The sequence below is a fragment of the Putridiphycobacter roseus genome (assembly GCF_003234935.1).
Taxonomy (GTDB): Bacteria; Bacteroidota; Bacteroidia; order Flavobacteriales_D; family Crocinitomicaceae; genus Putridiphycobacter; species Putridiphycobacter roseus.
This window is the reverse complement of record NZ_QKSB01000001.1, coordinates 801,429-823,050: the sequence shown is the minus strand read 5'-3', so window position 1 is coordinate 823,050 and position 21,622 is coordinate 801,429. Positions and strand designations below refer to the sequence as shown.

The window sequence follows — 21,622 nt, the reverse complement described above, 5'->3', positions numbered from 1 at the left end:
ACTATTTATATTAATTATGTGGCTTAGAAATCGAATTTAATTCCTTGTGCCAACGGTAATTCAGTTGAGTAATTAATGGTGTTAGTTTGTCTTCTCATATATACTTTCCAAGCATCAGAACCAGATTCACGACCACCACCTGTATCTTTTTCACCACCAAATGCACCACCAATTTCTGCACCTGAAGTTCCAATATTTACATTGGCAATACCACAATCAGAACCTGCTTGTGATAAAAATAATTCAGCTTCTCTCAAATTATTGGTAAAGATAGAAGAAGAAAGACCTTGCTTAACGCCATTTTGAAGAGCGATAGCGTTGTCTAGTTCCCCAGAATATTTTATCATGTATAATAACGGTGCAAAAGTTTCATCTTGCACAATGTCAAATGAATTTTCAACTTCAGCAATAGATGGACTTACATAACATCCAGATTCGTATCCTTCACCTGTTAAAGTAGTTCCTTCAATTAAAAGTTTACCACCTTCCGCTTTTACTTTTTCAATAGCACTTAAATAAGTGTTTACCGCATCCTTATCAATTAATGGACCCATGTGGTAATTTTCATCTAGTGGATTTCCTATTTTTATTTGCTTGTAAGCGTTTACTAAAATAGATTTAACGTTATCATATATTGATTCGTGAATAATAAGTCTTCTTGTAGAAGTACATCTTTGACCACTAGTACCTACAGCGCCAAAAACAACACCTGGTAATACTAATTTTAAATCGGCTGAAGGAGAAATAATAATGGCATTGTTGCCACCTAATTCTAATAAAGACTTACCTAATCTTTTTGCAACTGCTTCACCAACTGCTTTACCCATACGAGTAGAACCAGTAGCTGAAACCAAAGGAACTCTTCTATCAGCAGTCATTAATTTACCAATTTCAGCATCCCCAATAATTAAAGTAGATACACCTTCTGGTACATTATTTTCCGCAAAAACTTCTGCAGCTATTTTTTGACAAGCAATAGCAGTGATTGGTGTTTTTTCTGATGGTTTCCAGATACAGACATCACCACAAATCCAAGCTAAAGCAGTATTCCAACACCAAACGGCAACTGGAAAGTTAAATGCAGAAATAATACCTACTGTCCCCAATGGGTGATACTGGTCGTACATTCTATGTGCTTCTCTTTCGGAGTGTAAAGTGGATCCGTTTAATTGTCTCGATAAGCCAACAGCAAAATCACAGATGTCGATCATTTCTTGCACTTCACCCAATCCTTCTTGGTATGATTTACCCATTTCGTAAGAAACTAATTTTCCCAAAGGCTCTTTGTATTGTCTTAATTTTACACCTAATTGACGTACAATTTCTCCTCTTTTTGGGGAAGGAACTAAACGCCATGTTTTAAATGCTTTTTGTGAAGATTGTATCAATGCTTCATAATCTTCAACAGTCGCTGCGTTAACATTTGCAATTAATGCACCGTCAACTGGAGAATGTGAACTGATTTTAGCACCTTTTGTACTCAACCAATCACTCCCTGTAGAAGCACCGTTGTTTTCTGATGATATATTTAAGGTTTCTAAAACCGATTGAATTTCTGTTTCTGTACTTATCATGCAATTTTTGTTTTGTGAATTCTTATATTACAAAAATAATAATTTAATCAAGGAAATTGTGTAATTTATCACGTGTTTCTTTATTTTTGTTAATAACTATTAAAACTAAGATTATGAAATTTTCTACATTATTGTTAATTGTTTTGTCTTTTATTGGGTTTAGCTTTACTTCCAATTTATCGTCGGAAGTAGATTCTTGCGACTCTTACTTTCCATTAAAAGAAGGTTTGGTGTGGAAAACAGAGTCTTTTGATAAAAAAGGAAAAAGTACTGGAACAAATCAAATGACTGTCCTTGGCGTAAGTTATATTGATGACGCCATGAATTATACTATTGAAAGTGAATACCAAGTAACTAATAAAGACGAAGTTCAAAAAACAGAGTTAACCTATGTTTGTAAAAATGGGGTATTGACTTTAGATTTTGATGATTTGATGAAAAATTTTGGTGGACTGGAAGAGTCAAGTCCAGATATGGAAGTAAAGATTACAGGGGCCGGTATGGAAATACCTGCAAATTTAGCAACCGGAGATATTTTAGCGGAAACAAATATTGGTATGAATGCTTTTATGAATGGCATGAAAATAATGGGCGGAAGCGTGAGAGTATATGAGAGAAAAGTGGAAGCAATGGAGAATGTTACTACAGCTGCAGGTACTTTTGAGTGTGCAAAAATTACATCTAAAACTTATATAAATATGGGTTTTGTCAAAAGTACTACCAGCAGTATAGAATGGATTAGTAAAAAAGCAGGTATGGTTAAAAGTGAACAATACGATAAAAAAGGTAAATTTGCCGGACATACTGAATTGGTGGAATATAAAAATTAGTGAGATATTATTTTAAATTTTTGTTGCGGTTACTTTTGTTGTGGCTTGTATTTTTTACGGTACAGCGTTTATTGTTTATTCTTCATTATGCCGGCGACATTGATGTTCCGCTAATAGAATTATTGACACTACCTTGGCATGCTTTACGCATGGATTTATCGAGTTTTGCCTATATCATGGGAATTCCACTGATACTATTAGGGCTTACTGCTTTATTCCATGGGAAAGCACAAGTAATCTCTTTTAAAGTCGTAAAAGGAAGTGTTTTATTTTTCGGCTTAATTACCAGTATTCTATTCTCGAGTGAATTGGTTTCTTACCACGAATGGCGCACGAAATTATCGTCTAAAATATTTGTTCATTTTGAAACACCCTCCGAAGTTTTTAGGACTTCTTCGGGGTCATATACCGCTTGGTTTATTTTTTATTTAATCATTCAATTATTGGTGTTTTATTTACTTTATAAGTACTTAATACTAAAATTTAAACCAAATTTTAATCTAACTTCTCTTCCAAAAAGGGCAATTCACTTTTTAACTATCCTTCTTGTAGGTGGATTTTTATTTACTATGGGTATTCGAGGAGGGTTACAAAAAATTCCAATTTCTGCTACCAATGCTTATTATTCTCAAAGTCAAATTGTCAACGATATTTCCGTGAATTCTATTTGGAATTTTATTCACATGACTTTTCAGCATTTTAAAAAAAATATTGAAGGGATGTATAATTGTTTGGAGGTAAACGAAGCGCAAAATATTACCAAAGCACTTTATGCCTATCCAGAAACAGATAGTATTAAGATTCTAAAGACAACAAGGCCAGATATTATTTTTATCACCTTAGAAAGTTGGGCAGCCAACATGATTGGTGTCTTAGGAAATCCGGACCATATTACACCAAACTTTGATCAATTGACAAAAGAAGGCTTGCTGTTTACCCAGATTTATGCAAATTCTACTACCTCAGAAACAGGTCACACCGCTATTTATAGTGGTTATCCAACTGTTCCAGGTATTGCTATTTCGTCGGAATCTGCAAAGTGCCGGCAATTACCTTCTATATTTAAAGATTTAAAGGCAGAAGGGTATAATTCTTCTTATTATTTTGGTGGCTCTTTAGCATACGGTAATATTGGCGGCTACCTTACTGAAATGAACGTGGACAGGCAAACGGATGAAAACGATTTATCTTTAACTCCTAAAGGGGACTTAGGAATCCATGATGAGGCTATGTTTCCCTATTTTATTAAAGAGTTAAAAGTTGCAAAATCTCCGTATATCTATGGGGTTTTTTCTCAAAGTACTCATGCTCCTTATGATATGCCAATGGACGGAATTAAAAATCATCCAAAGAATGTGGAAGGCTATGTCAATAGTATGGTGTACACGGATATACAATTAAAAAAATTAGTGGATGCCTTAAGGGAATTACCAAATTTCGACAATACTTTAGTTGTGTTTGTTGCCGATCATGGAAAAACAAACTACAATAATAATAATATTTATTCTGCTGATTTTTACCATATTCCATTGTTATTTTGGGGAGGGGCGTTAAAACAAGACTATGTAGGTAAAACCAGGGATAAAATTGGTTCGCAGAGTGACATTGTAACTACTTTGCTCCACCAGATGGATTTACCTACTACTGCTTATCATTGGTCAAAAGATCTGCTTAATCCAAGTGCACCGAATTGGGCTTTAACTGCTTCCACCATGTCTTTTGGAATTGTGGATACTACAGGTTATGCGGCATACCATACCATTAATGAAAAAATGGTCCATTCGACGTATAAAAATGAAACGCAAACTAATGCATCCTTAAAAAGAAGTCGTGCTTTAGTAGAAACAATTTATAGGGAGTTTAGAAACTTTTAATCACCTTTAAAAGAGGTTCTTTTAATTTCTTCAAATAACTTATTTTGTGCATCATCTGATGTGATAATACGGATATAAGCACCGCCTCCTTTTTCTGCAATAGTCTCTAAATGATTTCTTAAATATTCAGAGGTTTTGATACCCACAACAGAAAACTTAATTCCCTTCGTTAAGTAGGTTGTTTGAATGATGCGTTGGTAACTTTTTGATCCTTTATTAAAAGCACCATCCGTCACCATAAATATCATGTTGTTTCCTCCTTCTATGTAACCCTTTTTTGCAATTCTAATTCCTTCTTTTATCGCTAAATCTCCGGCAGTGTATCCCCCAGTTTTAAGTGTTTTTATTTTTTCTATAATTTCTTCTTTATCTGTACCATTTTTTAGCTCAAATAATACATTGACTGAACCGGCATAAGCAATCACTGATACTTGGTCTTGGGGTCTTAAAATTTTTGTCAGCTCAATCATAGATAATTTTAATAAATCTATCTTACCCATTTGATTCATGGAAGAGGAAACATCTACAATAAATACAATATTGTTGGGTGCAAATTGATTAGAATTAAAGCCTGTATCAAGTTTTACTTTGATTATGCTCGTAGTTGTGTCTTCAAAAATTGCTGTATCTTCTATGACAATTTCTTCGGTTGTTTCTTCCATTTCAATCACAATTTCTGGTACTTCTTCTTCCACTTCTGTTATGATTTCTGGCGTTTCCTCTTCAATAATTATAATTTCAGGTGCTTCTTCTTCAATATCCTCTTCTGTAATCATCACAATTTCTTCCGCTATTTCTTGTATTGGACTTTGCAATTTAATTTCAACATAGTTTTCAATGAAATTTAAATAACCTTGGTAGTAATTAGAGGTGTAATCATCTTTTTGGGCAGTGATGTAGTAGTGTCCCAAAGGAACAGGGCGGTGTATGATACCATCAGAATTGGTATAGTATGTGCCAACCATTTCGCCATTGTTAATGAGGTAAACTTTACTTCTTCTAATTGGTTCACTGGTTAAACTGTCGATTACTTTTATGGTTACTTCAAAATTTGGAGAACCATTTACGGGTGGCTCTGCATTAAAGTCAGGACAAGCAGTTAGTGGATTGCTACTTTTTTCTTTTACATTACCATAAACATTTAGGGTAATTGGTTTGTTGCTATTACTAAAGAAAACGTCAACGCTGTAGTTAAACCTTCCTTTAATATTGTCGTTTATCTTCAGTCTAACGGTCACCGAACTATCTGCTTGAATAGTTTTGGTAGAATATATGTAATAGACTTCTCTTGGTTTATCCACCGTAAGTAAATACGTTTTGGCTTGCCCAATGTTTTTAAAAGTAAAATCTACATAAGTTGGTGCATTGGCATATAGATTCCCAAAATCGTGACTCGTTTTATCAATTTGCATTTGTGTATAAGCAAGTTGATAAAAAAATAAGGTGATAAAAAATAGTAAATTGCGCATAATTGGGAAGTTCCAATACTAGTATAACAAAAGTAATTCCAAAAATTACAAAAGGCCAAGAATTAATATTTTTCTTCTTTATTTTAGGAGAATATTTTCAATAAAACCTTATCAAAAACAAATAATGCTTATTTTTAGAGCTTCTTAACCGTATTAAATATGAATTCAAAACTAGACTTATTACAATCTAAAATAAACAAAGCCAAAGAAGGCGGCGGAGAAAAGCGAATCGAATCCCAACACAGTAAAGGGAAATTGACTGCGCGTGAACGAATATCATTGTTTTTAGATGAGGACAGTTTTGAAGAAATTGGCATGTTGACGGAACACCGTTCGACAAACTTTGGTTTGGAGAAAACTAAGTTTTTAGGGGATGGTGTGATTACCGGTTCGGGTTTTGTAGATGGGCGACCAGTTTATGTTTTTGCACAAGATTTTACTGTGTTTGGTGGTTCATTGGCTGAAATTCATGCAAAGAAAATTTGTAGGGTAATGGATTTAGCCATGCAAAATGGAATGCCATTTGTTGGCTTAAACGATTCAGGCGGCGCAAGAATTCAAGAAGGTGTAGTGTCTTTAGGCGGATATGCGGATATATTTTATAGAAACACAATGGCATCTGGCGTGATTCCACAGATTTCTGCTATCATGGGGCCCTGCGCCGGTGGTGCAGTATATTCTCCGGCATTAACCGATTTTATTTACATGGTTCAAGATACCTCATTCATGTTTGTAACCGGACCAAACGTGGTTAAAACAGTAACCCATGAAGAAGTTACTTCTGAAGAATTAGGTGGTGCTTCAACCCACTCTGAAAAATCAGGAGTTGCTCATTTCTCAGTTGAAAATGATGTGAAATGTATCAAAGACATTAAAAAGTTATTGTCTTATTTACCACAGAATTGTGAAGAACAGGCACCAAGTTTGCCTTACACTGCTGGTGATGAGTCAAGACCAAAATTAAATGATATTGTACCTGCTAATCCAAATCAACCTTACGATATGCGCGAGGTGATTCACGAATTAGTGGATGATAAAAGCTTTTATGAAGTACAGGAAAACTTTGCACAAAATATTGTTGTAGGATTCGCAAGAATGGCTGGAAAAAGTATTGGTGTAATTGCTAACCAACCTGCTTATTTAGCAGGTGTACTCGATATTCAATCCTCCAACAAAGCAGCAAGGTTTATTCGATTTTGTGATAGTTTTAACATTCCTTTATTGGTTTGTGAAGATGTACCAGGCTTTTTACCTGGGACCGACCAAGAGTGGAATGGAATCATTTCTAATGGGGCTAAATTATTGTATGCATTCTGTGAAGCAACTGTTCCTTCGGTAACGGTGATTACCAGAAAAGCATACGGTGGAGCTTATGACGTAATGAATTCTAAACACATTGGTGCAGATATGAATTATGCTTGGCCATCAGCAGAAATTGCTGTAATGGGGGCTAAGGGTGCAGCCGAAATCATTTTTAGAAATGAAATTAAATCTGCAGAAAACCCAGAAGAGAAATGGAAAGAAAAAGAAGCAGAATATGCTGAATTATTCGCCAACCCTTATAACGCAGCTCGACATGGTTTTATAGATGAGGTGATTGTACCTGCTGATACGAGAAAGAAATTAATTCGTTCATTTGAAATGTTGAAAAATAAGGTACAGCACTTGCCTAAAAAGAAACACGGAAATATTCCTTTGTAATTTTTTAAACCATTTTGTTGAAGGATTCAAAAGTGAAATGCGTGTAAATTAATATTATATCTTCAACATTATTACAGACAAGGAACTCATAGCACTGCTAATCGATAAGGATTCAAAAGCTTATCGCATTTGTTATGATTTGAATGTTGCAAATGTTTATCATACGGCTTTGTTGTATTTACAAAATGAAGCTGAAGCGGATGAGATTACACAAGATGTATTTTTAAAGGTGTTTGATAAGATTGAGACCTTCCATCAAGATTCAAAATTGAGTACTTGGATTTATAGGATCACAGTAAATGCTTCATTGAACCGACTGAAGAAGAATAAACGCTGGTCGTTTGTCAGGTGGAAAGAAGAAGAGGATATTCAAGTTGATTTTGATCATCCCCAATTATTAGCTGAAAAAAAAGAAGATGCAAATTTAATTTTCAGGGCCATGCAAAAATTGCCTGACAGTCAGAAAACCGCATTTATTTTAAGTTTTATCGAAGAAATGCCACGTCAAGAAGTAGCGGATGTAATGGAAACAAGTTTAAAAGCAGTGGAGTCCTTATTGCAAAGGGCAAAAAAGAATTTAAGACAATTTATAAATTTATCAGAAGAGAGCGAAGGAATACGCCTAGATATATTGTCCAATAAAAAAGATAGAGAGTGATGAAGCAGCAAGATAAAAATTTCGATCAAATATTATCGAGTGTACAAGGGTTAGGTACCGTGAAACCAAAAAATGATTTGTTCAAGGTGATTCAAGAAAGAGTCCAGGAGGAATTAATAATACCAAAAATAAAACTGCTTTGGATTGCTGCTGCTGCTATCATTGTGCTTATGATTAATGTTTACGGTTTTACCAATGTCAAACAATCATCTCAATCATTATCCAGCACGGAATCATCTACTCCGTTGACGCGTAATTTTAATTTTTACGAATTATGAAAAAACTTACTATTTTTCAAATCTTAACAGTTTGTCTTCTAGGGTTAAATCTAGCATTGATTGGGTTTATTTTTATCAATAGACCTGGAGGTGATAAGCTACGTGGAAGAGGTGAAATGGCTAGAAAGGAATTGCGTTTGACCGAAACACAAAACGAACAATTTAAAAAGATAGCAGATGAGCAGCATCAAGATATGGAGGACATTGATGCAAAACAAGCCGTATTTTTAATTCAGTATTTTAGTCAGTTAGAAAATGGAAGAAATACAGATGATAAATTACTTTTAAATCAATATGTTGAAATAGAGAAAAAGCGCCTTGATGTGACCTTGACTCATTTTGAAAAATTAAAAAGTATTTTAGATGAAAGTCAATATGAGTACTTGTACAACTTTGTCAACCGTATTGTCCGTGAAGTGATTACTCGAAGTGCAAAGCCCCCTCGTCCAGATCATCATTAATTTATATTTTACCAATGCGATAATTTACTCCAAGAATATATTGGGTGTAGTTTGACTTATATTCAATTTTGTTTAAGATTTGATAATTATAAAACCCAATTTCAAATCCCCATCTTTTTTTGCTGTAAAGTTCTGCACTTCCACCAAATCCCCAATAATAAATTCCTTCCTCAGTTTTTGGTTCACCCAAAATATTTTGCAACATATTCGATTGGTTGAAAGAAGTTTCTAAAAGGAAATTAAAGTTTTGGACAGTAAGCACATTTCCTTGAACAAAAAAACCGTAAAAATTAAATGGTTCTTTTTTAGATAATCCACCTTTGTATGTTTTAGTAAGGATAGGTATTACCTGTAATCCAAAAGAAAACCTTTTGCTAAGACTCATTTTCACGTTCACGTTCCAACTGAATTCTTGGTATTTATAAATACCAGATTGATCGCCATTATCAGAAAAGTAAGTGAGTGAGGTACCCACTTCAAATCGTTTTCCAAAGTAGGCCTTGTTTGATTGTCCCCATAGGCCAAAGGCATTAAATAGTATAAAAAGGAATAATATTCTTATCATAAATTTAGTCTAATATCGATAAATTTATTTAGGTATTTTATTATTTCCTTCTGTAATAAAAATAATTTGTAATCAATACGATAAGAATTACGCAAAAAAATGCAAAAATTAACCACAGTATACTATTGGATTCGTTTACCATTAGTTTGTTGTTTTTAATTTTAAGGTTTAATTGAAAATCATTATTTTTATTTAATTCTAAAGGTTTTGATATTACACCATTTTTCAAGATAATAAGGGTGCTTTTACTGTTGTGGAATTGGGTAAAACTTTTGTTGGATACTTGAATTTTCCTGAAATCGTTTGGCATATTTATTAATGGATATGCAACCTTCATTTCATGCCCTAAACTAATTTTACCATTAGATATATTAATCACTTTTTGGTCGTCACAAACTATCTTAATATTATTTTTTAGGTGGGAAAGCACTAATTTTTTAAATTCCTCTATAGAAGAATAAGCATTTTCGCCCAAATTATTTTTAAATATAGTTTGAAAAGCACGCATTGAAGTTACTATTTGTAAAATCCATTTTTGGTCTTCTTGTTGGGCAATAATGGTAGAAGAAATATTTGGGGAATGCGCTTTTACTTGCATAGTATTTAAGCAAAGCAACAAGCAGATTCCCCAAGTTAATTTAATACTGTTTATCACCTTCTAGGTGGTCTTTCACCGCTTCCTCTTTCTGGTCTTTCTCCCTTCGGTTTAGGTTCTTCTCCCAATTCTTCTTTTGTGATAAAGCCATCTTTGTTTAAATCGAATTTATCAAAATCTTCTAAAAGTGGACCAGTTACTTCAAGTTTTGACAATTTTCCATCACGGTTTATATCCATTTTAAAAACCTCTTCTATACTGGGTGGTCCTTCTTGTCTGTACTAGCGGTACTTTTTTGATTTCCACAAGCTGTAAGTAGTGCAATCATTGCAACACCAACCATTTTTTTTCTATTTTCATATATTATAATTTATTCTACGTAAGCGCCATTTAGGCAATTGATAAAGTTGTTATTTCCTGCAGCATCTGCATGATAATGATATCCTCTAGTTTCGTCGTAATGGCCCAGGCATTCGTCTAAGTCACTTGGCGCATTGCCCTGCTCATCTAATCTTTCGAATATGGCATAGCCATCCATGGCATAACCAATCATTGCCGCATGTCCGTCGGTTTGGGTGATGGTTTGACTTACGCCATTGGCGGCATGATAATGGTAACCAGCAGCCAAATTGATATGTCCACCTGCATCATCAAAAGGGGCAAGTGTATACGCTCCTAAAATGGCATCTGTCGGTGCGGGTGCATCAAATATTCCCCGTTAAAAGCTATGCCTCTTTGAGAAGGCGCACTAGATACACCTGGAGGTCCAAAACCACCAAAGGAGATCGGTTCTTCAGCTTTTTGCGGGGTTACTGGAATATAGTAGGTATTACTTATACTGGTCACATAGGATGGTAAACATTCCACACAAAAATTTTCATATTCCACACCAACATCTGGATTGGCAGCATTGGCACAATCATCTTCTGTTTCCGTTTTGTAAATGTTACCGCTACCATCATACATTAACCATTTATTGTCGTTATAAAAGGTAGCTAAGTTTTCAATAAATGCCCCGTCGACATCATATACTTCTCCGTTTTCTAACCATATTCCACCGGCTTCTGCACCATCCGTAATATTATCGGGACACCATGGACCCATTTCATGATCTGAGGGTACGCCATTGGTTACTATTTTATAACACTCGGCTGTATTGCCATTCGAGAGTGTTTTTTCTTCTGTAGTGATGGTGAATGTATCACCATTGGCTAAAAAGTTTGCAGCTTTTACTTCCACAATTACCGCATAATCATCCGTCTTGTCCTTATTACAAGAAATAATCGTGAAAAATAAAAGTGTAGGTATAATACATTTTCTTAATTGTCGCATAGTATTTATTTAGTCAACTTTTAAATTAGACCTATGTTTTTCTAATTTCCTTCGCTACGACAAAAAAAAAGTACTTAAGATATTCTTAAGTACTTTTTAATAAATGATATTTAAGTAGGGCTTAGCCTAACAATGCTTTTAATGTGTCTGCAAAATCAGTGTTTACGTTGCCGTATTTATTTAAATAATCTTGGTGAGATAGGTTGATTACTTTTAGCGCTTCTTCTTTGCCATAGGTATCAGTGATTTCCACTTTTTTATCCGAACCATCCGCATTTGGATTAGATTTATATGTTAAAAAGAAATGCTTGATTCGGTCCAGTACTAAACTAGGGATTTCATCAATATTCTTCATTTTTCCATAAGCTTGATCATCTTTTAAAACAGCAATGATTTTATCATCTGCTTCACCACCATCAATCATTCTAAATCCACCTACTGGAATACAGTTTACCAAAATATCTCCTCTATCAATGTTTCTTTCAGATATTACAATAATATCCAAAGGATCTGCATCACCTACTATACCAGTTTTACCTGATTTTTCCATGCAATAGTCAGCTACTAGAGTATCGCAGTATGTTTGTGGCAAAAAACCATATAATGCTGGAACGATATTAGAATACTTTTGAGGTCTATCAATAAAAATATGTCCACTAGGTTTATCAATTTCGTATTTAATTTGATCTGTTGGATTTATTTCTATATATGCTTTTACTTCGTTTGGGGCATTTTCGCCTAAAGTTACACCATGCCACGGGTGTGCAACAAATTTTTGTTCAAAAAGTTGGATCAGCTTATTTAGTTTTGTCATTATATTTTTTTTTCAAAAGTAATTATTTTTTTATTATCCTTCCCAGCTAGTTCCTTCTCTACTATCTTTTATGGTAATTCCTGCTGCCAACATTTTATCTCGGATAAGGTCTGAGGTAGCAAAGTCTTTATTGGCACGGGCGTTTTTTCTAATTTCTAAGATAACATCCATCACGGCGCTAAGTTTTCCTGTTTCTGCTATACTTTGATTTTTAATCCCCATCACTTGTCTGATAAAATCATTCATGGCGGCTAAAAGTTTGGTTTGATCTTCGGCTGTTATTGTGGCATTTTTATCATTGACAGAGTTGATGAATTTAACTGCATCAAATAAATTAGCAATCAATATAGGGGTATTAAAATCGTCTAAAATTGCAGTGTAAAATGAAGCAATCATAGCATCTACGTCCTCGCTACTTTTTATTGATGGTACCAGTTTACCTAATGTTTCCAGTCCGTTGTTTAGTTTTGCAAAGCCTTTCTCTGCAGCATTTAATGCGTCGGAAGAAAAATCTAATACACTTCTATAATGTGCTTGCATCATAAAAAACCGAACGACCATTGGGTGGTATGCTTTTTCTAATAAATTGTTATCGCCTGAAAATAATTCCCTTGGAAGCAGTGTATTTCCAGTGGACTTACTCATTTTTTTACCGTTTAAAGTTAGCATGTTGGCATGTAACCAATATTTTACTGGTTTTTTACCATTAGCGGCATTGCCTTGTGCAACTTCACATTCGTGGTGAGGAAATTTTAAATCCATTCCACCACCATGTATATCAAATTGTTTTCCTAAATATTTAGTCGACATGGCCGTACATTCTAAGTGCCAACCTGGAAAACCGTCACTCCATGGTGAAGGCCAACGCATAATGTGCATAGGGGATGCTTTTTTCCATAAAGCAAAGTCTAGTGGATTTCTTTTTTCAGATTGCCCATCTAAATCTCTAGAACCAGCAATTAAATCTTCAATTTTTCTACCAGAAAGCTCCCCGTAATTTTCTGTTTTATTGTATTTCTCAATATCAAAATAAACGCTCCCATTACTTTCGTAACCAAAGCCGTTGTCAATAATAGTTTGAATCAATTCTATTTGTTCAATGATGTGACCAGTAGCAGTTGGTTCAATGGTAGGTGGGAGATTATTAAACGCTTTTAGTATTTCATGAAAATCTACAGTGTATTTCTGCACAATTTCCATGGGTTCTAATTGCTCTAATCTTGCTTTTTTAGCGATTTTGTCTTCTCCTTCATCTGCATCATTTTCTAAATGACCGGCATCCGTAATGTTTCTAACATACCTTACCTTATAACCTAAGAATTGTAGGGAACGATAAATCATGTCGAAAGAAATAAAGGTTCGGCAATTACCTAAGTGCACATCTGAATAAACAGTTGGCCCACATACATACATTCCTACAAAATTTTTATTAATAGGTTCAAAAAGAACCTTTTCACTGGTTAAAGTGTTAAAAATTTTCAATTGCTTTTCCATTTCAAATATTTTGACTTGTCAAAAATAAAAAAACGCCTGCCAAAGGCAGACGTTTTTTTGATAAATCTTTATAATTAATTAAAGTTGTCCATCAGAATGGTATTTTCCATTTTTCCAAACTTCAATTTTTAGTAGAATGCCATCCGCATCATATTTATATAACTTCCCGTCCCAAAGTTTGGCATTTTTAAACTTCCCGTCTAACCAAAGTTCTTCGTTTTCGTTGTACACTTTATTGTAGCCGTCACGTTCAAAAGTTTTACCTCTCATGTTCCCACTTGAACCGCTTGGTCCTCCAGTTCCTTCTTCAACTTTAATAGGCTTGGTTTTTATTTCTTTTACTTCCCTAGTGGCTACTTCTCCTTTTTCATTGTATTGAATGATTTCCACTACTTGTCCATCTTCTGAGTATCTGGTTGCTGTACCTTTAGTAATGCCTTGTTTTTTGTTAAACTCAAATTCTACCTGACCATTTGGGTGATAGTAAGTTTGTGGTCCTTCTTCCAAACCATTGATGTTGAAATTTTTTTCTTGCGCAACATTACCATTTTCGTAATAAGTTTTAAAAGATCCTTCTTGATGGCCATCTTTAAAGGTTCCTTCTTCTTTTACAATACCATTTGAATACATTTTTGTGTATTGACCTTTTGGTCTACCATCAATAAATTCACCAATAATTCGTGGTGTTTTACCATCCTTAAAGTATTTTGTCCAGAAACCATTTTTTCGGTTATCTACATAAACGCCTTCTTCAATTTTACCATTCTCAGGAAACCCTTGCTCAGGTCTATCTTTTCCTAGAATTACCCAAGGACCTTGTTTTCTTCCTTTGTCATCTTTTTTATTAATTTCAACATCAGTCTGTTTAATGCTGTTAATACGTAGATTTGGAGAAGTGGCGAATAAAGAAAATAGCGAAACAATGATCAAGCTACTCAGTAAAAAATTTTTCATAATGCTCACAAATATGCCTTATAAAATTACGAAAAAAACTTAAAAGCAAGTTTATTTTCCCGATAAAACAACAATTAAATAGGATAGCGTTAAATTTCTATCAAACGCTAATATTATCTAGCATTACTTGGGTCATTTTTTCTAAATCATATTTTGAATCCCATCCCCAGTCAGCTTTTGCTACCCTATCATCAATACTACTTGGCCATGAGTTTGCTATGTCTTGTCTAAAATCTGGTTGGTAGTTAATTTTGAAGTTAGGGACATGGGCTTTAATTGCTTCAAAGATTTCAGCTGGTGTAAAAGTAAGTCCTGCAATATTGTAGCTTGATCGCACTTTTACATTTTCAACTGGTGCTTCCATTAAGTCTATTGTTGCCCTAATGGCATCTTCCATATACATCATAGGCAAGGCAGTTTCTTCACTTAAAAAACAAGTAAAGTCTTCCTGCTTTTTGGCAGAATAAAAAATATCAACAGCGTAGTCTGTTGTTCCACCACCAGGTAAAGAAGTATAAGAAATAAGACCTGGGTAGCGGATAGATCTCACATCCACACCATATTTGTCATGGTAATATTCGCACCATCTTTCTCCTGCCTGTTTACTAATGCCGTAAACAGTGGTTGGTTCCATGGTGGTAACTTGGGGTGTATTTAATTTTGGTGTTGTAGGACCAAAAACAGCAATAGAGCTTGGCCAAAATACTTTTTCAATGATTTTATCCTTGGCTAAATCCAAAACATTGAATAAGCCTTCCATGTTAAGCTGCCATGCAAACTTAGGATTTGCTTCTGCAGTAGCAGATAATAAAGCTGCCAATAGATATATTTCGGTAATTTTATGTTTGGTTACCACGGCAAGCAATGCTTCTTTATTTAAGATGTCTAGTTTTTCAAAAGCACCGCTCTCTAAAATAACCGCAGCCGGTTCTTTGATGTCAGCAGCTATGATAGCTTCATTACCAAATTTTTCTCTTAACGTTAAGACTAATTCTGTGCCAATTTGACCAGCTGATCCAATTACCAATACTTTTTTCATATCTTAAATATTTATGTTGCAAAAATATATTTAATTTTTAATTTTCTATGCATGATTTCCTTTCCTACATTAAATTAGTTTTATTATATTTGTTAATCAACCGGAATAGACATGATGAAAACAAATTGGTCGGGTTTATTAAGCTATTTGAGATTCCTGATTATTAGGAATCCGGAGTGATTTAGCCTCTTTTTTTTAGTGGAGCATTGGCTCCTGTTATTTTTCAATTTCAACTTAAAAAAATTATGCCTAGATATCATACTTTGGGAAACATCCCGCATAAACGCCATACTGTTTTTAAACAGAAAAACGGTAAAATCCATCACGAACAATTATTTGGAACCATTGGATTTGATGGCATGGCTTCATTACTTTACCATTTACAACCACCAACTATTGTAAAATCAATTGGGAAGTCAGTGGATTTAAATCCAGAAATTGCATACGAAAAAGATATGCAAATGAGGAGCTTAGAAGGTTTTAAGGTGAAACCAACTGACGATTACTTGGAGAGTAGAGTGCCAGTATTGGTCAATAGTGATTGTCACATTGTATTGGCATCTCCAAAAAAATCATTGACGGCATACTTTTACAAAAATGCAGATGCGGATGAGGTGATTTTTATTCACGAAGGTTCCGGAACATTAAGAACGCAATTGGGTAACATTAAATTTGGGTACGGCGACTATTTAGTGGTGCCAAGTGGTATGATTTATCAAATTAGTTTTGATACGGAAGCCAATCGCTTGTTTATTGTGGAGTCATTTCGACCAATTTACACGCCAAAAAGGTATAGAAATCATTTTGGTCAATTGATGGAACACGCACCATTTTCTGAAAGAGATTTTAGACCACCTTCAGTATTGGAGACGCATGATGAGGAAGGTGATTTTTTAGTGAAGATAAAAAAAGAAGGAATTTTATACGATTACACTTACCAACATCATCCATTTAATGTGGCAGGTTGGGATGGTTATAATTTTCCGTATGCCTTTTCCATTCACGACTTTGAACCAATAACAGGTCGTGTGCATTTGCCACCTCCAATTCATCAAACCTTTGAAACAGATGCTTTTGTGATCTGTTCGTTTGTGCCGAGGTTATATGATTATCATCCTGAAGCAATTCCTGCACCTTACAATCACAGTAATATAGATTCTGATGAGGTGTTGTATTATGTAGATGGCGACTTTATGAGTCGAAATAATATCGAAAAGGGGCAAATTACATTGCACCCAGGAGGAATTCCTCATGGGCCACATCCTGGTACTTACGAAGGAAGTATTGGTAAAAAAGAAACGGGAGAATTGGCTGTGATGGTGGATACATTTAAGCCATTAAAAATGACAAAGCAGGCTTTGGATTTAGAGTTTGAAGATTATTATAAATCGTGGTTGCACTAAGTTTAAGGATATAACCATAAATAAAAGAATAGATAAATGTGGTTTTGATCAATAAAGATTAAGTCACTTGAAAAAATATTTTGGGATTGCCTTAGTCGGTAATTTCAATAAAAAACAAATTATTATGAGTAAAGTAAAAAACGTAGAATACGGATTAGAAAAAATATTTGAAGGCGCACAAGATTTTTTACCATTGTTAGGAACAGATTATGTAGAATTTATTGTGGGTAACGCCAAGCAAGCAGCTCACTTTTATAAAACTGCTTTTGGATTCCAATCTCATTCTTATAAAGGATTAGAAACGGGTTGTAAAGACTATGCTTCTTACGTGTTAAAACAAGACAAAATTAGAATTGTGTTGACCACTCCGTTAAACTCAAAATCATGGATGAATGAGCACCTTGCGAAACACGGTGATGGTGTGAAAATTGTTGCACTTTGGGTAGATGATGCCAAAAAATCATGGGAAGAAACCACTAAGCGTGGTGCTAAATCTTTTATGGAGCCAACGGTAGAAAAAGATGAGCATGGTGAGGTGATTAGAGCGGGTATCTATACTTACGGTGAAACAGTGCACATGTTTGTAGAGAGAAAAAACTATTCTGGAGAGTTTTTACCGGGTTACGTGAAATGGGAATCAGATTACAATCCAACACCAACGGGACTTAAATTTATCGATCACATGGTAGGAAATGTGGGCTGGAATCAAATGGATGTATGGGTAAAATGGTACGAAGACGTAATGGGATTTGTCAATTTTTTGTCGTTTGATGACAAGCAAATTACCACTGAATATTCTGCATTAATGAGTAAGGTGATGAGTAACGGGAATGGAAGAATTAAATTTCCAATTAACGAACCAGCAGAAGGAATAAAGAAATCTCAAATTGAAGAATACCTTGATTTTTATGAAGGAGCAGGTGTGCAACATATTGCCATGGCGACAAATGATATTTTAGATACTGTGGCGCAAATGCGTGCTAGAGGAATTGAGTTTTTATCTACTCCTCCAGAAGAATATTATAAAGCGGTACCAGGAAGATTATTAGCACACAACCATGAATTGGAAGAAGATATTGAAAAGTTGAAGGAACTTGGGATTATGATAGATGCTGATGAAGAAGGTTATTTATTGCAAATTTTTACTAAACCAGTTGAAGATAGACCTACTTTGTTTTTTGAAATTATTCAAAGAATGGGAGCCAAAGGTTTCGGTGCAGGTAATTTTAAAGCCCTTTTCGAATCCATTGAAAGAGAACAAGAAAAAAGAGGAACACTATAAAAATAGTATTTTGTTATTAGTTGATAATTATGAGAATAATGTTCAACTAATAACTATTCACTCATCACTAATAACTATTACATGATATTACCACCAATTAATTTTAAGAAATGGATAGATGAAAACAGGGATAAACTAAAACCACCTGTTGGTAATCAAGTGGTCTATAAGGACACTGAGTTTATTATTATGGTAGTTGGTGGACCAAATGCCAGAAAAGATTTTCATTTTAATGAGGGGGAAGAATTTTTCTATCAAGTGGAAGGTGACATTACCTTGCCAATTGTGGAAGATGGTAAAATTAGAACCGTTGAGATTAAAGAAGGTGAAATATTTTTATTGCCAGCCAGGGTACCACATTCGCCGCAACGACCAGCCAATACGGTTGGTTTGGTTATTGAGAGGTTGAGAAAACCAGATGAGTTGGATTATTGTATGTGGTATTGTGAAAACTGTAACGAGCCATTGCACAAACAAAGCTTTCATTTAGGAGACATTGTCACGCAGTTACCTAAAATATTAGATAATTTTTACGCAACACCTGAATTGGTGACTTGTAAGGCTTGTGGAACAGTTATGGATAAACCAGCATTAAAAGCATAAATTATGAAGACAGCAACCATTGTCGGAGCAGGATTAGCAGGTTCTTTGTGGGCAGTTTACTTAGCGAAAGCTGGCTATAATGTTACAATTTTTGAAAGAAGGAGTGATATAAGATTAGCTGAAATACAAGCAGGAAAATCAATTAACCTGGCACTGTCACACAGAGGTTGGGAGGCTTTAAGAGCGGTTGGAGTCGACCACCATGTAAATGAATTAGCGATTCCAATGACTGGAAGAATAATGCATAGTGCAACGGGTGAATTAACTGCGCAGCCCTATGGACAAGAAGGTCAAGCCATCTATTCCGTTTCCAGAGGAGGGCTAAATGCAAAAATGATGGATGTTGCTGAAAAGGAATTTGGTGCAACTATTAATTACAATATGCAATGTACTGGTGGTAATTTAGAGGAAGGTATCGTATACTTAACCAATAAATTAACTGGTGAGCATTCAGAACATCAGTCCGATTTAGTCTTTGGTTGTGATGGCGCATATTCAGCTTTAAGGTATAAAGCATTTCAAAAACTAGATCGATTCAATTACAGTCAAGAATTTGTTGAAGATGGGTACAAAGAGTTTTTGATACCCGCAAACGCAGACGGTTCATATAAATTAGATAAAAACGCATTACATATTTGGCCTAGAGGTCGTTTTATGTTAATTGCTTTGGCCAATGAAGACGGTTCATTTACTTGTACTTTATTTATGCCATTTGAAGGAGATGAAAATGCCTTTGACAAAATAAATACTAAGGCAGAAATTGAAGCTTTTTTCGAAACTAGGTTTCCAGATTTTTACGAAATGTGTCCCAATGTTGTTGAGCAATGGGGAACACACCCATTGTCGAGTTTAGCCATTATGCGTTGTTACCCTTGGACTTCCGGAAAAGCTGCTTTAATGGGAGATGCTGCACATGCAACGGTACCTTTTTATGGACAAGGAATGAATGCTAGTTTAGAAGACTGCCATACCATGGGTAAGTTAATGGAGGAGCATGATCATGATTGGGAAGCAATATTCAAAGCCTATCAAGCAGACAGAAAGCCTAACGGTGACGCTGTACAAGAATTATCCAAACACAATTATTTGGTCATGCGGGATTTTGTGGCTGACCCTCAATTTTTATTGCAAAAGAAATTTGAAAATAGAATTCAAGAATTGTATCCAGAAAAGTATATAGCCTTGTATTCTATGGTGTCGTTCTCTTCTATTCCTTATGCTGAAGCATGGAAAAAAGGACAAGAACAAGATGTTTACATGAAAGACTTAATGCAGCAACACGATATTGAATCCTTGATGAAGGAAGGTAAAGTTGATGACTTAATTCACCGTATTTTTAAAGATAAATTAGTCTCAAATTAATGTTGGTTAATCAGCAACATATCAATTGTAAAGTAAATCTCTTAAATGGGGTTGCTGATTATTTGAACGTCAAGTCTCCACTGTCCTAAGGTTATCGATTAACAAATGCCACCCTTGGCTTGAAGTCCTTTGCTCTGCTTTGCAAAACAAACCAAACTTCAGCCGTCTGGCTACTTTCTTCCTCAAATAGAAACCATTGAAGGAAGATATCAAATTAACCAAAATCGTAAATAAAAACCAAAAATGCCTAGCATCTAGGAGCAACGCGATCTAGTAACTAGTATCTAAAAAAATCCAACAGCAAGGTGGTCTAGTATCTAGCAGCCTAGCGGTCTAAAATCTAAACTATGACCAGAGAAGAAATATTAAAAGCAATCGACGAAAAATATACGGCAATTGGTCAGGACCCCAATGTGCATTTGAAAGGGTTATTGTATGCAGAACCAATGACCTACTGGGATTTTATTCAAGTGGATGCCTTATTGGGTTTACAAACGCAGCGTACGCAATTACCAGATGAAATGGTGTTTATCATGTACCATCAAATCAATGAATTATTATTTAAAATGATTTTGTGGGAAATGGGACAAATTTCACATACCGAAAATATTAAACCTGAAAAATTTGAGATGCACTTAATGCGCGTCAGTCGTTATTTTGATGTATTGGCCAATTCATTTACAGTGATGGGGGATGGTATGGAAGTAGAACAATACATGAAGTTTAGAGATACTTTAACACCGGCTAGTGGGTTTCAATCGGCCCAATACCGTAAAATTGAAATCGCCTCTACAGAGTTAATCAACTTAATTGATTATAGGTTTCGAAAGGGAATCGATAGAAATACGCCTTATGAACATGCCTTTGAAAATATGTATTGGCAAGCTGCGGGTAAAAATCACGAAACAGGAAAGAAGAATAAACTGTTGAGTAATTTTGAAGACAAGTATAAAATTGAATTGATAGAGTGGATGAAGGATTATAATTTGGTGAATTTATGGACCAAATTTAAAGCTCTACCGAAAGACTTTCAAGAAAATAAGGCATTGATTAATGCCATGCGTCATTACGACCATACGGTAAACATTAAATGGGTAATGCATCACTATGATGCTGCTGCGAAATATTTAGATAGCGGTAAGAAAAATGTGGCTGCAACTGGTGGAAGTGATTGGCATAAATACATGCACCCACGATACCAAAGAAGAATATTCTTCCCTGAATTATGGTCGACTGAGGAGATGGAAAATTGGGGTTTGACCAATTTAGAAGGGTATGAGAAAGTGTAAAAAGTAAAATACTTTAAACTATTAATAATGGGTGGTCACATAAAG

Annotated in this window: 22 protein-coding genes; 11 read left to right on the top strand and 11 right to left on the bottom strand. The window is 34.8% G+C overall.

Going from position 1 to position 21,622, the window contains the following annotated elements; all coding sequences use genetic code 11:
• Window positions 1–23 precede the first annotated feature (23 nt).
• Window positions 24–1,574: an L-piperidine-6-carboxylate dehydrogenase gene (gene amaB / locus DNU06_RS03460; protein WP_111061800.1), complete on the bottom strand. Its 1,551-nt coding sequence runs from the start codon at window positions 1,572–1,574 to the stop codon at window positions 24–26.
• A gap of 113 nt (window positions 1,575–1,687) precedes the next feature.
• Here amaB and DNU06_RS03455 point away from each other — a divergent pair, with 113 nt between their 5' ends.
• Both DNU06_RS03455 and DNU06_RS03450 read left to right on the top strand, forming a co-directional pair.
• A complete protein-coding gene (locus DNU06_RS03455; RefSeq protein WP_111061799.1) occupies window positions 1,688–2,404 on the top strand; it encodes a TapB family protein in 717 nt (238 codons plus the stop codon).
• Window positions 2,405–2,424: 20 nt separating this feature from the next.
• Window positions 2,425–4,278 (top strand): LTA synthase family protein, encoded by a 1,854-nt coding sequence (locus DNU06_RS03450; protein ID WP_146239137.1) that lies wholly within the window; start codon window positions 2,425–2,427, stop codon window positions 4,276–4,278.
• On the opposite strand, the gene DNU06_RS03445 is transcribed toward DNU06_RS03450, so the two are convergent.
• Complete coding sequence (locus DNU06_RS03445; protein ID WP_111061797.1) at window positions 4,275–5,747, bottom strand: VWA domain-containing protein; 1,473 nt, start codon at window positions 5,745–5,747, stop codon at window positions 4,275–4,277. The two genes, DNU06_RS03450 and DNU06_RS03445, sit on opposite strands and share 4 nt — an antisense overlap.
• Window positions 5,748–5,906: 159 nt before the next feature.
• Here DNU06_RS03445 and DNU06_RS03440 point away from each other — a divergent pair, with 159 nt between their 5' ends.
• The 4 genes from DNU06_RS03440 (at window position 5,907) to DNU06_RS03425 (ending at window position 8,845) form a co-directional block, all read left to right on the top strand.
• The gene (locus DNU06_RS03440) at window positions 5,907–7,448 is read left to right on the top strand and encodes an acyl-CoA carboxylase subunit beta (RefSeq protein WP_111061796.1); all 1,542 of its coding nucleotides are present in this window, start codon (window positions 5,907–5,909) and stop codon (window positions 7,446–7,448) included.
• Window positions 7,449–7,587: 139 nt separating this feature from the next.
• Complete coding sequence (locus tag DNU06_RS03435; protein WP_262510036.1) at window positions 7,588–8,106, top strand: RNA polymerase sigma factor; 519 nt, start codon at window positions 7,588–7,590, stop codon at window positions 8,104–8,106.
• Window positions 8,106–8,384: a hypothetical protein gene (locus DNU06_RS03430; RefSeq protein WP_111061794.1), complete on the top strand. Its 279-nt coding sequence runs from the start codon at window positions 8,106–8,108 to the stop codon at window positions 8,382–8,384. Before DNU06_RS03435 ends, DNU06_RS03430 begins: the two co-directional genes overlap by 1 nt.
• Window positions 8,381–8,845: a hypothetical protein gene (locus DNU06_RS03425; RefSeq protein WP_111061793.1), complete on the top strand. Its 465-nt coding sequence runs from the start codon at window positions 8,381–8,383 to the stop codon at window positions 8,843–8,845. Before DNU06_RS03430 ends, DNU06_RS03425 begins: the two co-directional genes overlap by 4 nt.
• 1 nt (window position 8,846) lies before the next feature.
• Here the strand turns inward: DNU06_RS03425 and DNU06_RS03420 are convergent, their stop codons facing one another.
• The 9 genes from DNU06_RS03420 to DNU06_RS03385 form a co-directional block, all read right to left on the bottom strand.
• The gene (locus DNU06_RS03420) at window positions 8,847–9,410 is read right to left on the bottom strand and encodes a hypothetical protein (RefSeq protein WP_111061792.1); all 564 of its coding nucleotides are present in this window, start codon (window positions 9,408–9,410) and stop codon (window positions 8,847–8,849) included.
• 40 nt (window positions 9,411–9,450) lie between these two features.
• Window positions 9,451–10,008: a hypothetical protein gene (locus DNU06_RS03415; protein ID WP_111061791.1), complete on the bottom strand. Its 558-nt coding sequence runs from the start codon at window positions 10,006–10,008 to the stop codon at window positions 9,451–9,453.
• A 53-nt stretch (window positions 10,009–10,061) separates the two neighbouring features.
• The gene (locus DNU06_RS03410) at window positions 10,062–10,262 is read right to left on the bottom strand and encodes an EF-hand domain-containing protein (protein ID WP_379659540.1); all 201 of its coding nucleotides are present in this window, start codon (window positions 10,260–10,262) and stop codon (window positions 10,062–10,064) included.
• Window positions 10,263–10,375: 113 nt separating this feature from the next.
• Window positions 10,376–10,633, bottom strand: coding sequence for a YHYH protein (locus DNU06_RS18010; RefSeq protein WP_233502936.1), 258 nt, complete (start codon window positions 10,631–10,633; stop codon window positions 10,376–10,378).
• A gap of 47 nt (window positions 10,634–10,680) precedes the next feature.
• Entirely contained in the window at window positions 10,681–11,337 is a 657-nt protein-coding gene (locus DNU06_RS03405; protein ID WP_233502935.1) for a hypothetical protein, read from the bottom strand.
• Window positions 11,338–11,458: 121 nt separating this feature from the next.
• Complete coding sequence (locus DNU06_RS03400; RefSeq protein WP_199398976.1) at window positions 11,459–12,151, bottom strand: inorganic pyrophosphatase; 693 nt, start codon at window positions 12,149–12,151, stop codon at window positions 11,459–11,461.
• 33 nt (window positions 12,152–12,184) lie between these two features.
• Entirely contained in the window at window positions 12,185–13,645 is a 1,461-nt protein-coding gene (cysS, locus tag DNU06_RS03395) for a cysteine--tRNA ligase (RefSeq protein ID WP_111061788.1), read from the bottom strand.
• Window positions 13,646–13,723: 78 nt separating this feature from the next.
• Complete coding sequence (locus DNU06_RS03390) at window positions 13,724–14,599, bottom strand: toxin-antitoxin system YwqK family antitoxin (protein ID WP_111061787.1); 876 nt, start codon at window positions 14,597–14,599, stop codon at window positions 13,724–13,726.
• Between the two features lie 100 nt (window positions 14,600–14,699).
• Window positions 14,700–15,638, bottom strand: coding sequence for an NAD-dependent epimerase/dehydratase family protein (locus tag DNU06_RS03385; RefSeq protein ID WP_111061786.1), 939 nt, complete (start codon window positions 15,636–15,638; stop codon window positions 14,700–14,702).
• 245 nt (window positions 15,639–15,883) lie between these two features.
• Here DNU06_RS03385 and DNU06_RS03380 point away from each other — a divergent pair, with 245 nt between their 5' ends.
• From DNU06_RS03380 to DNU06_RS03360, 5 genes are all read left to right on the top strand, one after another.
• On the top strand, window positions 15,884–17,041 hold the full coding sequence (locus DNU06_RS03380) for a homogentisate 1,2-dioxygenase (RefSeq protein ID WP_111061785.1): 1,158 nt from the start codon (window positions 15,884–15,886) through the stop codon (window positions 17,039–17,041).
• Between the two features lie 124 nt (window positions 17,042–17,165).
• A complete protein-coding gene (hppD, locus tag DNU06_RS03375; RefSeq protein ID WP_111061891.1) occupies window positions 17,166–18,323 on the top strand; it encodes a 4-hydroxyphenylpyruvate dioxygenase in 1,158 nt (385 codons plus the stop codon).
• 81 nt (window positions 18,324–18,404) lie between these two features.
• Window positions 18,405–18,926: a 3-hydroxyanthranilate 3,4-dioxygenase gene (locus DNU06_RS03370; RefSeq protein WP_199398975.1), complete on the top strand. Its 522-nt coding sequence runs from the start codon at window positions 18,405–18,407 to the stop codon at window positions 18,924–18,926.
• Window positions 18,927–18,929: 3 nt separating this feature from the next.
• Complete coding sequence (locus tag DNU06_RS03365) at window positions 18,930–20,288, top strand: FAD-dependent oxidoreductase (protein WP_111061784.1); 1,359 nt, start codon at window positions 18,930–18,932, stop codon at window positions 20,286–20,288.
• Window positions 20,289–20,635: 347 nt separating this feature from the next.
• Window positions 20,636–21,577: a tryptophan 2,3-dioxygenase family protein gene (locus DNU06_RS03360; RefSeq protein WP_111061783.1), complete on the top strand. Its 942-nt coding sequence runs from the start codon at window positions 20,636–20,638 to the stop codon at window positions 21,575–21,577.
• The last annotated feature ends 45 nt before the right edge of the window (window positions 21,578–21,622 follow it).

Bases quoted from the DNA above. Each gene is read 5' to 3' on its own strand.
- amaB (WP_111061800.1), bottom strand. From the start codon at position 1,574: ATGATAAGTACAGAAACAGAAATTCAATCGGTTTTAGAAACCTTAAAT.
- DNU06_RS03455 (WP_111061799.1), top strand. From the start codon at position 1,688: ATGAAATTTTCTACATTATTGTTAATTGTTTTGTCTTTTATTGGGTTT.
- DNU06_RS03445 (WP_111061797.1), bottom strand. From the start codon at position 5,747: ATGCGCAATTTACTATTTTTTATCACCTTATTTTTTTATCAACTTGCT.
- DNU06_RS03440 (WP_111061796.1), top strand. From the start codon at position 5,907: ATGAATTCAAAACTAGACTTATTACAATCTAAAATAAACAAAGCCAAA.
- DNU06_RS03430 (WP_111061794.1), top strand. From the start codon at position 8,106: ATGAAGCAGCAAGATAAAAATTTCGATCAAATATTATCGAGTGTACAA.
- DNU06_RS03425 (WP_111061793.1), top strand. From the start codon at position 8,381: ATGAAAAAACTTACTATTTTTCAAATCTTAACAGTTTGTCTTCTAGGG.
- DNU06_RS03420 (WP_111061792.1), bottom strand. From the start codon at position 9,410: ATGATAAGAATATTATTCCTTTTTATACTATTTAATGCCTTTGGCCTA.
- DNU06_RS03415 (WP_111061791.1), bottom strand. From the start codon at position 10,008: ATGCAAGTAAAAGCGCATTCCCCAAATATTTCTTCTACCATTATTGCC.
- DNU06_RS03405 (WP_233502935.1), bottom strand. From the start codon at position 11,337: ATGCGACAATTAAGAAAATGTATTATACCTACACTTTTATTTTTCACG.
- DNU06_RS03400 (WP_199398976.1), bottom strand. From the start codon at position 12,151: ATGACAAAACTAAATAAGCTGATCCAACTTTTTGAACAAAAATTTGTT.
- cysS (WP_111061788.1), bottom strand. From the start codon at position 13,645: ATGGAAAAGCAATTGAAAATTTTTAACACTTTAACCAGTGAAAAGGTT.
- DNU06_RS03390 (WP_111061787.1), bottom strand. From the start codon at position 14,599: ATGAAAAATTTTTTACTGAGTAGCTTGATCATTGTTTCGCTATTTTCT.
- DNU06_RS03385 (WP_111061786.1), bottom strand. From the start codon at position 15,638: ATGAAAAAAGTATTGGTAATTGGATCAGCTGGTCAAATTGGCACAGAA.
- DNU06_RS03380 (WP_111061785.1), top strand. From the start codon at position 15,884: ATGCCTAGATATCATACTTTGGGAAACATCCCGCATAAACGCCATACT.
- hppD (WP_111061891.1), top strand. From the start codon at position 17,166: ATGAGTAAAGTAAAAAACGTAGAATACGGATTAGAAAAAATATTTGAA.
- DNU06_RS03370 (WP_199398975.1), top strand. From the start codon at position 18,405: ATGATATTACCACCAATTAATTTTAAGAAATGGATAGATGAAAACAGG.
- DNU06_RS03365 (WP_111061784.1), top strand. From the start codon at position 18,930: ATGAAGACAGCAACCATTGTCGGAGCAGGATTAGCAGGTTCTTTGTGG.
- DNU06_RS03360 (WP_111061783.1), top strand. From the start codon at position 20,636: ATGACCAGAGAAGAAATATTAAAAGCAATCGACGAAAAATATACGGCA.